Origin of the sequence: Chloroflexus aurantiacus J-10-fl, from assembly GCF_000018865.1 — a bacterium.
Classification (GTDB): Bacteria; Chloroflexota; Chloroflexia; order Chloroflexales; family Chloroflexaceae; genus Chloroflexus; species Chloroflexus aurantiacus.
In genome coordinates this window covers 5,186,332-5,197,168 of sequence record NC_010175.1, presented here as the reverse complement: position 1 = coordinate 5,197,168, position 10,837 = coordinate 5,186,332, and the positions used below count along the sequence as shown (strand labels likewise).

Here is a 10,837-nt window from a genome sequence, read left to right as displayed (position 1 = left end):
ATGTTGGAGAATGTGCCATGACTTCCATGAAACCAGAGTTGATGTCACATCCGACAAACATACGCTGCGTGTGGTATGCTGATCAAAAATACAGGTGTCAGCTTCAGTTATCAAGCGCTACACCCGTTTGGGAGAAACGATGGATCGTGAAGCAGTAACAGATCAGGTAACGTCGGTAGACCAGTCGCAGCCGACTGCTGAAGGACTGGAACAACGACGCTCTCTCTTTAATCGTATAGGACTGCATTTGCCGCCGCTGCCATTTCGAGTGCGGCTGACGTTGTTGTACGCTGGTATGTTTGCTCTGGCACTCTGCGGAATTGGAGTTGGTGTCCATTTCGCGGTTTCCCAGGCCCTGTATGCCGGTGTGCAGCGTGATCTTACGTCGGCGTCCCAGCAGGTAGAGGCGATTCTTTCGGCAGTCGGGTTTCAGAGTATTCGTACTGCCAGTGGTGAATTGCAACTCTATCTGAATCGCGATTTTATCAAGCTGTTTACCAACCGTGGGGTTGGCGTTCAGTTTTTTCGGATTGACGGCACCCTGGCGAGTAGTACACCGAATCTTGAGTCGCACATGCTACCACTGCCGCCGGAGGCGATGCAATACATTAGCGCCGGCAATGATCAGATGAGTGTGGTGCGCGAAATTAACGGTGTGCCGGTCAAATCGCTGATCACACCGGTCACCCTGCGCAATGGTCAATTAATTGGCTTTTTGCAGGTCTCGCGTCCACTTGATGATGTTGTGAACACCCTGACGTTGTTGCAGCAGATACTGATTGGCGGCGGTCTTCTGGCATTGATCATCAATGGTTTAGGCGCGATGTACCTCTCGAAGCGGGCGTTGCGCCCAATTGAGCAGATCACTATGACGGCGCAAAGTATTGTGCGAGCCGAGGATTTGGGGCGGCGCATCCCCGAACCTGCGCAGCGCGATGAGTTGCAACTGCTGACGGTTACCATTAACGAACTTCTGTCACGCCTTGAGCGTCTCTTCGTGACGCAGCAGCGGTTTGTTGCCGATGTTAGCCACGAGTTGCGCACGCCATTGACGGCGATGCAGGGAAATCTCGAAATTCTGGATCGCGGTACCTGTCCCGATCCTGCGCTGCTCAAAGAGGTGATCGGTGACATGCGGCGTGAGACGGCGCGTTTGATTCGGATGGTGAACGACCTGCTCTTGCTGGCGCAAAGCGAAACTCACGTGGTGTTGCGCCATGAACCGGTAGAACTCGATACACTCTTGTTAGAGGTCTTCCGCGAGTTACGACCACTGGCCGGACAGGTACGCCTGCGGATCGGTGCTGAAGATCAAATCCTGGTGTACGGTGACCGTGACCGTATCAAACAGGCGTTGCTGAATTTGGGGGTTAATGCGTTGCAGTATACGCCACCCGGTGGACTGGTCATTCTGAGTTTAGAACGTTACGAGCAGTTTGCTTGTCTGAGCGTTGCCGATACAGGTGTTGGCATCAGTGAAGAGGCACGTGCGCATATCTTTGAGCGGTTTTACCGTGTGGATCGCTCGCGATCACGGCATAGTGGTGGGGCCGGTTTAGGACTATCGATAGTGAAATGGGTTGCCGAGGCGCATGGCGGCTATGTGACTGTGGCGAGTGAGGTTGGGCGGGGAAGTACATTCGCAATATACCTGCCGTTGCCGGAAGCAAATCCTGTCCCCGTTACTGAGGTTGAAGCGGGTAATACCAAATAATGGTAATCAGGTCGCGATAGTCTGTTGTGCGGTATGCATGACCTTTACGGTGGGAGTGCGTTGGCAACCATCCGGTTTCTGACCACGTCCAGAGCCAGATAGAGTACAATAGGCGGCATGCGAACTCTAACGATCAGCGATGAAATCGTTCCAGCCGTCTATAGCCTGAACATCAAGCAGCGCTTTGCTGATGTACAACTGGTGTTAGCGTGCGGAGATTTGCCAATCTACTATCTGGAATTTGTCGTCACGATGTTGGGTCAGCCCTGTTTTTATGTGTGGGGCAATCACGATGCGCCGGAAGTACAGGCCGATGGGCAGGTTGTCAGTTATGCTCGTGGTGCCACGTGTATCGAAGATCATGTTGTCTGTCATCAAGGACTGTTAATTGGAGGACTGGGTGGTTCGATCCGGTATAAGCCTGATGGTCATCATCAGTATACCGAAACCCAAATGATGTTACGGGTGTTGCGAATGGCGCCGCGCCTGTTCTTGAATCGGCTGCGGTATGGACGTTATCTTGATGTCTTGCTCACGCACGCGCCACCGCTCGGCATTCACAACGGCCCCGATTATCCGCATCGCGGTTTTCTGGCTCTTCTGCGCTTTATCCAATGGTTTCGACCACGGTATCTGATCCACGGTCACATCCATCTCTCTTACGGTTTTGGTCACGCGACAGAGACGCTCTACGGTCAAACGCTGGTGATTAACACAGCCGGTTATCGGGTGCTCGATCTGGCGATCTAGTCGGTTGTTAATTTGACATAAAATGTTTTTGTTGCATCTGGTAGGATAGCAGTCATCATACCTCGGCCAACGATTACCCTGATGCTGCATCTGAATGATGCATCGCTGGCGCCGGCGTTGTGGGGGCGACGCATGCGTCGCCCCTACGACCTCGCCAACGATAACCCATCAGCGACCTGCGTTCAGCTTGCCGGCGTGATAGTGCGATCACGAGCGCTAAGTGCCAGTAAAGCGGATTTGATATTAGTTGATAAGGTGTTGCAATCATCTCAGAACCATGGTACGCTACCCGCGACTACGGCCGTCGGTGTTGCCGGTCGGTGATGGAGCGCGTTGTCCTGTGCGCTGACTATCAATTACGGTAAGGCCGAAAGGAGAGGCCGATGTCAGCCATTCAAGCTATCGTCCATGATGAATTTACGCGCATTCGTCGCGATCAAATCGTGCGCGAGCTACTTGCGCTGGTAACACGTCGCCCGAACGAATTGTTGTCATTTGACGAAGTACGGGCCAGGCTCCGGGTGCGCGGTCAGCATTATCTCGGTCATCAGACGGTGCCGCTGGAGAAGATTGTGGGGAGTGAAGGTCGGTACAGTGATTTTGATCGGCAGTTCGCCCCGCGCCATAATGCGAATCGCTTTCGCTGGATGAGCATTGATCGAGCGCATCACGAAGGTATTCCACTCCCTTCGGTAGAGCTGTATAAGTTAGGCGATATCTATTTTGTGAAGGATGGGCATCACCGTATCTCGGTAGCTCGTTTTCAGGGACAGCGCGAGATTGATGCAATTGTCACCGAGCTGGTGGTTGATGTGCCACTTGATGCCAGCCTGAGCGTTAAAGATCTGCTCTTGAAGGAGGAGTATAGCGATTTTCTCGAGTGGACTGGTTTAGCCGATCTACGCCCCGATCAGCGTATTGAGTTTAGTGAACCGGGTGGGTATCTTGAACTGATCCGCCACATTAATGCCCATCGCTACTATCTGGGGCTGGAGCTGAACCGACCGGTATCGCGCGAAGAGGCAGTGGCGAGCTGGTACGATAATGTGTATCTGCCGGTTATTGAAGTGATCCGAAGTCAAAACGCACTGCGCTATTTTCCGGGGCGCACGGAAGCCGATTTGTACCGCTGGATAATGGATCACCGCTGGTATTTGCGTGAGCGTAACGGTGGTGCCGATCCAGGGCCTTTGATCGCCGCAGCCGATTATGTCCGTCTGTTTGGTAAGCGTAGTCTGATCGAGCTGACCAACTGGTTGCTCGGTGTGCTACGTGGCAATGCGACTGCCGGCGCCTCATAACTGGTCTTTCTCAGGCATTAGTTTGTAACGATGGTATCATACGCACCGTGATTCGTGCGCTGCATCATCCAATCTTGTTCAGGTGGCCTGCCCTGTGGCTACCGATTACGCTGGTTTTGCTCGCTGTAGGTGTACTGTTGACTGGTGCTGACCGTCCGGCGCAGTATTGGAAGGTTGGCGAAGACAACGAACCGCCACTGGTCAGGTTTCACGGCAACGAGCAGAATGAAGACGGGCTGTTCCGCTGGTCGTACCCGCAGGCGACGCTCTTCCTGTATGGGTATCGCGGTTCACCGGCATTGATTGAATTGCGATTAGCTGCCCCGCGTCGGGATGGGATGCATCCAGCGCAGGTGGCTTTTTCCTATCAAGACGGTCAACTGGCAACGACAACTGTGGCCGGTTACTGGCGGCGTTATCAGCTATTACTGCCGACCAGTACCACTACTGAGGCGTTCCTGTCCTGGCAAACGGACCCTTACGTAGCGTTGCCGGATGTGCGTGAGCTTGGGGTGGCACTCAGTGGCGTGAAGCTGCTGACAACAGTGACGCGACCGCCACTAAGTGGTCAGCTTATTGGGTGGGCCGTGTTGCCATTGCTGGTGTGGTGGGCAGGGAGCGTCTGGGGCTGGTCTGGGCGATGGCGTGATGGAGCGGCTATTCTGGCGCTTGTGCCGGCTATTGGGCTGGCCTTCGTTCCGGTTGTGGCCGAATACTGGTTGCCTACGCTCCCATGGCCGGCGTGGCCGTTGGTGCCGATAGGGTTGCTTGCCGGATGGCCGCTGATCGCAGCCGGTTTTGCTCGTGTTTCGCATTGGGTTGCGCTACAACCGCAGTGGCCATGGTTGGGCTTGATAAGTGCATTTGCCGGTCTGCTGGCGTTGCGCTTCGGCGCACCTGTCTGGCTGATGCTGCCAATCAGCATTGCTGGGGTCTGGCTGGCGTGGTCGCTGCTGCACGATTGCGAAGAGTCCGCTTCCTGGCCGATTGGGTGGATGCTGGCAGGGGTTACCGGTGTAGCGTTGATCACACGCCTGATTGCGCTTGATCAGATGCCACCGGCGCTGTGGCGGGATGAAGCGCGCCATGGGTTGCTGGCTCTGCAAATCTGGACGGATCCGACGTTTCGGCCTGTATACGTGGTTAAAGATGCTGACCTGCCGGCACTGTTCTTCTATCTGGTTGCGCCGTTTGTCGGTATCCTGGGGCCACACGCCTGGAGTGTGCGGCTGGTGAGCGCACTGGCCGGTGCGCTGACACCACTGGCTCTTTACTGGTTTGCGGCTCCAATTGTGGGGCGGCGTGCAGCAGTGTTGGGGGCTGCGTTGCTGGCCTGGGCGTCATGGTCATTGAGTATGAGTCGCTGGGCCTTCCCGGCTACGCTTGACCATGTGTTGGTGCTGACAGCCGGCGGTTTGTTGTGGCGAGGGCTTGATCCGGATCAACCGCACCGGCGTTCGTGGCTGTACATCGGCGGTGCAGCATTGCTGGGCGGATTAGCCGTCTACACCTACCACACTGGTCGTCTGGCACCGCTGGCTCTTCTGGTTGTTGCTCAGTTTCGTCTTGGTCGTGACTGGAATCGCTGGCGATTGTTCTGGTCGCGGTTGCTGGTAGCTGCACTGGTAGGGGCTATTGTGCTGTTGCCGCTGGTGCTTTACATTGTTAATGATAGTGCCGGTTTTAATCGTCGAGTTGGTTTTGTCTCAATCTTTCAGGCTGACGATCTCACCCGCCACCGACCACTCGATTTTCTGGTTGAACATCTCGTTCGTTACGGATTGATGTGGCACGTCCAGGGTGATGCCAATGGTCGGCACCATTTGCCGTTGGCGCCCATCGTGGACCCCGTGGTCGGTATATTCTTGTTGGTCGGGTTGGGGCTGGCCTGGCAGATGCGCCGACAGGCGGTGGCCGGGATAGCGGCACTATGGCTGCTCTACCACTTGCCGGGATTGTTGAGTTTCAACGCGCCGCATGCAATGCGGGCGTTGGGCACACTGGCCCCGGCTTGTGTGCTGGCGGGGTGGGGTTTGAGCCGATTGGGTAGTGGTCGTGCATGGCAGCGGTGGTTCATCTCGGCGATGCTGGTGATCAGTGTCGTCTTCAATCTGTGGGTCTACTTTGGGCAAATGCGAACTCATCCGCGGGTGTATGGTGAGTTTGATCGGGTGGAAACCGTGATGGCACAGATCGCTCATCTGGCTGCGAAGCGGAATGAGCCGGCGGTAACGGTCTATCTACCACGTGAGTGGGCATTGAGTGACTCGGTGCGCTTTCTTACCTCTGATTTGCCACCGGACCGGCGACCCCAGATCTGGCGCGGTACAAGCGCCGCAGATAATGTGTTGGTAGTGTTGCCGGCATTCACCAACCCAGAAGAGGTAGCAGCAGTACTACAGGCACTCGGTCCGACAGCGGTGGAGGTGTTGCCCACGCCAACCATTCCTGCCGATAGCGAGCCATTGGTAAGAGTGTTTGGGCGTGGCGTGGCTGCGCTAGAATTGATGAAAGAGCCATGAAGATTGGTGCCGTCCTGACAAGAGAACAGGTCATTAGTGCGAGGTATGTTCACCACGGCCTGTTGACCCCATTTCCCGACCCGCTCGTTGCGGCGCAGCGGCTGGCAGGTGTGCAGGCCCAAATTCTACCCGCCGCCGGATTGGCGTTGTGGAATCGAGTGGCAGGCTTCAGTGCTGATCAGCTCGAACATCTGCTGTATCACGAACGGTCGCTGGTACGGCTCTGGGGGCAGCGTGGTACATTGCATCTGTACGCCATGACTGACTGGCCGTTAGTGTACGGTATGCAGGCCGGGCAGGCCACATATTGGGAACAAGAGGCCCAACGTGACGGTTGGGCGGTAGACGAGTATGAGGCATTTATTGCGCGGGTAGGGGATTTGCTCTACGAACACGAGACATTGGGGCGGAGTGACCTGCGCCGCCTGTTGCCGGCGATTGATCAGCGCCATTTGTCAGGGTGGGGAGGTGTATTTGCCATTCTAACCCGGCGTGGTCTGGCGTGTCACGCGGCGCCGCGTGGCGGGGAAGCACGCATGACGCACCGATTGCGCTGGCGCCCCGATCTGGTGTGGGAACCGCCTGATACCGATACGGCAAATGCAGAGATGCTTCGGCGCTATCTGGCTGTGTTTGGCCCGGTCAGGCTGGTCGATATGACGTGCTGGCGCGGACGCACGCAGGCTGAAATGAAACGTTGGCTGGCGTTGATTGGTGAAGAGGTGGTACGGGTATCAGTAGATGGGCAACCGGCGTGGTGGTTGCAGAGTTATCTGGATCGGCTGGCCGATCTACCGACACCTGCCGATTTGCCACCGCACTTGTTGGGACGTTTTGATCCGTTATTGCTCGGTACCCGTGATAAAAGCTGGCTCATTGATGCTGATGTCTACAATCGGGTCTGGCGACCGGCTGGACATATTGAAGCGACAATGCTGGTACACGGACGGATTGCCGGGACGTGGCGTTACGATTGGCGTGGTAGCAGTATCGTTGTGACGCTGCGGCCATTTAAGCCGTTACCACCGTCAGAGCGAATCCGTATCGAGAGCCTGGCTGCTGGCGTCGCCGAACACTTTGCGGCACCGTTGGGAGATTGTCGATGGGAAGCGGTAGCGTGATCTGGCGGTTATTACCACCGGCACAGGGCGATCCAACCACTGAACTGGCGGCTGGGGCGGCGATGCTGGCAGGGTTGAAAGAGACGAACTGCCCCGCAATACGCTGGTATGCCGCCGGCTCACGGCCCGCGCTGGTCATAGGTTCGGGTCAGAAATTGAGTGATGTTGATCATACAGCATTGCGTCAGCAGGGGGTGACCCTCCATCGTCGGTCGAGCGGTGGTACGGCAGTGTTGTTCGTGCCTGGCTTGTTGATGCAGGATATTGCGTTACCGCTTGACCATCCTCTGTACCATCCAGACGTGAGTGAGTCGTACCGCTGGTTGGGCGATGTGTGGCAGGCGACGCTGGCACAGTTTGGTATTCATACCAGTCTGATCGATATTGCCGCAGCACGTGCTGATCGTCAGACGCTTGATCCATTGATTGCACGGGCCTGCTTTGGTGGTCAGTCACCATATGAAGTACTGGTGGCGGGTCGGAAGCTGGTAGGCTTTGCGCAGATTCGGCGACGTGAGGGGGTGCTTTTTCAAGTCGGCCTGTACACACACTGGCCTGGCCGGCAACTGGCGACCCTGCTGGCCATGAATGAGGCTGAACGTACCATCTTCGGCGAACGATTGGCCGATAGGGTAACCGATCTGGTAACGGTATGCGAGTCGCCACCAGATATCCATCAAATTGCAGCAGCCTTTGCCATGGTGTTGCGTCAACGATACGAGGTGAGTATCACTGCTGCGGATTGGACAGAGGCTGAACGTGAGGCGATGATTGCAGCGCAGGCGCGCTTTGCGCCCTTACGTCTGGAAGGTTAGAGTTTGGCTATGCGCAGATTACTCGTGCTGTTCAGTATTCTTCTTATCGGTATAGTGACCGCATGCGCCCGGCGTGAAGCGGTACTCTCTTCCTGGGCACCGGTGGGGCCGCAGCCGACCATTCTACCTAGTGTTACGCCAGAAGGGCCGGCAGTGGCAACTACGCCGCTGGTTGCCGTGATGGAGCCGGTACGGCCTACACCGACACCGGCTCTGGTTGATATTGCTGGGCAGATTGACGAATATCTGCGCAATCTTACCGAACAGGGTCAGTTTCGGGGCGCAGTTTTAGTTGCTACGCAGGAACGTATTCTGGTGGCACGTGGCTACGGCCTGGCAAATGCCGAGCGTAACCTTCCCAACACGGCCCAGACCCGTTTCCGCATTGCATCGATCTCGAAACCAATTACCGCAGTAGCGATTTTACAGTTGCAGGCGGCAGGGAAGCTGGTCGTCGATGAGTCGGTTTGTCAATACCTGCCCGATTGCCCGACGGCGTGGCAGGCAGTTACGCTCCATCATCTGTTGACGCACACGTCGGGAATACCCAACTATACCGATTTTGCTAACTTTGCCGAGGTAGAGCTATCACCGGTGACACCACGGCAACTGATGGAACGTTTCCGTAATCTCCCGCTCGATTTTGTGCCGGGGAGTGCGTACCGTTACAGCAACTCCAACTATGTCGTTCTGGGCCTGATTATCGAAGCGGTTAGTGGTCAGCCCTACGCTGATTACATTCGCGACAATATCTTTGTGCCGGCAGGCATGATCAATAGCGGCTACGACACCGGTGATGCTTCAGTACTCAACGGCACGGTGGGGTATCTGGGGCCGGGCATCGAGCGGTCTATTCCCATTGATACCAGTAATCTTTACAGCGCCGGCGGTCTCTACTCGACGGTTGAAGACCTCTACCGATTTGTGCAAGCGCTTAATAGTGGGCAGCTTCTGCCGGCGAACGAACTTGCGAAGATGTATACGCCGAACCGGAGCAACTATGGGTACGGTTGGAAGATTGAAGATCGCAACGGGCGTCGGGTGATCTACCATCCCGGCTTCATATCTGGCGCTGTTACACACCTCGCCTACTATCCTGAGCGTCAAAGTGTCGTTGTTGTCCTGAGCAATATGGAACGCACCAATGCTGATGCCATTGCCGCAACCATTGGTGCGCTCCTACCGTGAGAATGACCGGCGCTACAACTGACCGCTATCACTGTGATATGCCAGTTGCCGCTGATATGCTGGATCAGCGTAGCGGTTCGGGTGAAACGCTGCTGCATAATCCGGTAACGGTTCACCAATGATGTGCGCTGCCAGGAGTTCGGCAGCGGCGAGGGCAGCCATAATGCCGTAGCCGGCCAATGCACCGATCACGAACGCTCCCTCAACGGGCAAGGGGCCGATCAGTGGGCGGTTTTCCGGAGTAGACGTGTAGTAACCGCCATCGAGATATGCCCGTGGTAAGCGTTCAAGATACGTGCGGAGACCGGGTAGCATCACCGACATCCCTCTGAGCGCAATCTCGAAGAAGCTATCATCGAGTGGCACGGGAAACTGTGCAGTACGGTTATGCCGGTCGTGGGGATGATAATCCCACAGCAACAACACCTGCTGACTTCCCCCTTCACCTTCAGGCCGACAGTGAACCCCTGGGGGCAGTAGTTCTGTCAGCCAGGCGGTCTCTGGATCGGCTCGCAGATCGGCCTGTTCTGCTTCACTCCAACCCAGATCAATCGGATCGCCCCAAATGAGGAGGGGGGCGTGACGCGGGACTACACCGAGCGGATCGGCAAAGGCTGCTTTGAGATGCAACTGATTGTGTACCGGCAGATCAACCTCTAGCAGGTCACCAACAGCGGCCAGATGAGGGCCGGCAGCATTAACAAAACGCGCTGTCGCAATGGCTTGCGTACCAGCGGGAGTAGCGATCTGGACACCGCTAACGCGACCGCCGGTCTGTTGTACTGCTGTTACCTGTCCGCGTATTACGGTAACGCCAGCCGCACGTGCCTCTTCAAGCAGTAGTGCCCCCAACTGCTGGGCGCTCAACCAACCGCAGCGGCGAACGTGTAAGACGGCCACCGTCGCAGGTGTCAGGGCGGGAAAATGACGGCGGATCAGGTCGGGATCGAGCAGGAGATCGACACCATCCGGCGCTTCACGCCAGTCATGACTGAGGGTAGGCTGGTAATCGGCATCAGTCCGTTCGTGAATGCGGAGTGGTCCGACACCGTGGACGGTAGCCTGGTTAGCCTGGGATCGCCACTGCGCAGCCCGTTGCGGGTCGGCAGTGGCGTAGAGGTAGCCACGACGGTTAAGCCGGATACGATTGGCGCTGCCGAGGGCCAGGGCTTCCAGCCGTTCGATACTGCGATTCATCAGCGCAACCATTGCCCGGTCGGGCCACCAGTTGCGGTAACATTCAGTCGATTTGTCACTGGTGAGGGCGAGGGGATCACCAGCTTCAACCAGTACGACGTCACGCCAACCGTGAATAACGGCTAACTGATGGGCAACGGCGACGCCAGCAATGCCAGCGCCACAGATGACAATAGATGGGGGCATACACGTCTCCTCTGCTCCTGGCCTGGACACAATAGGTTTTTGC

Annotated in this window: 9 protein-coding genes; 8 read left to right on the top strand and 1 reads right to left on the bottom strand. The window is 56.4% G+C overall.

Translation table 11 applies throughout. The annotated features are described in order from the left end of the window. The first annotated feature begins 139 nt into the window (after positions 1–139). The 8 genes from CAUR_RS20405 to CAUR_RS20370 all read left to right on the top strand — a co-directional run bounded on the left by CAUR_RS20405 (position 140) and on the right by CAUR_RS20370 (position 9,411). The gene (locus CAUR_RS20405) at positions 140–1,714 is read left to right on the top strand and encodes a sensor histidine kinase (protein WP_012259717.1); all 1,575 of its coding nucleotides are present in this window, start codon (positions 140–142) and stop codon (positions 1,712–1,714) included. Between the two features lie 117 nt (positions 1,715–1,831). Further along, positions 1,832–2,464 carry a metallophosphoesterase gene (locus CAUR_RS20400; protein WP_012259716.1) on the top strand — a complete coding sequence of 211 codons (633 nt, stop codon included), beginning with the start codon at positions 1,832–1,834 and terminating at the stop codon, positions 2,462–2,464. An 81-nt stretch (positions 2,465–2,545) separates the two neighbouring features. Beyond that, complete coding sequence (locus CAUR_RS20395) at positions 2,546–2,788, top strand: hypothetical protein (RefSeq protein ID WP_015909521.1); 243 nt, start codon at positions 2,546–2,548, stop codon at positions 2,786–2,788. Between the two features lie 59 nt (positions 2,789–2,847). Next, positions 2,848–3,765, top strand: a complete 918-nt coding sequence (locus CAUR_RS20390; protein ID WP_012259715.1) for a DUF4032 domain-containing protein — start codon at positions 2,848–2,850, stop codon at positions 3,763–3,765. A gap of 137 nt (positions 3,766–3,902) precedes the next feature. Beyond that, positions 3,903–6,287 (top strand): glycosyltransferase family 39 protein, encoded by a 2,385-nt coding sequence (locus CAUR_RS20385; RefSeq protein ID WP_242604999.1) that lies wholly within the window; start codon positions 3,903–3,905, stop codon positions 6,285–6,287. After that, positions 6,284–7,408, top strand: a complete 1,125-nt coding sequence (locus CAUR_RS20380; protein WP_012259713.1) for a winged helix DNA-binding domain-containing protein — start codon at positions 6,284–6,286, stop codon at positions 7,406–7,408. The genes CAUR_RS20385 and CAUR_RS20380 overlap by 4 nt, the downstream gene beginning before the upstream one ends. Further along, a complete protein-coding gene (locus CAUR_RS20375) occupies positions 7,390–8,223 on the top strand; it encodes a lipoate--protein ligase family protein (protein WP_012259712.1) in 834 nt (277 codons plus the stop codon). The genes CAUR_RS20380 and CAUR_RS20375 overlap by 19 nt, the downstream gene beginning before the upstream one ends. 9 nt (positions 8,224–8,232) lie before the next feature. Next, positions 8,233–9,411, top strand: a complete 1,179-nt coding sequence (locus CAUR_RS20370; protein ID WP_012259711.1) for a serine hydrolase domain-containing protein — start codon at positions 8,233–8,235, stop codon at positions 9,409–9,411. Positions 9,412–9,423: 12 nt separating this feature from the next. Here CAUR_RS20370 and CAUR_RS20365 read toward each other — a convergent pair whose 3' ends face one another. Further along, the gene (locus CAUR_RS20365; RefSeq protein ID WP_012259710.1) at positions 9,424–10,794 is read right to left on the bottom strand and encodes an NAD(P)/FAD-dependent oxidoreductase; all 1,371 of its coding nucleotides are present in this window, start codon (positions 10,792–10,794) and stop codon (positions 9,424–9,426) included. Positions 10,795–10,837: the final 43 nt, after the last annotated feature.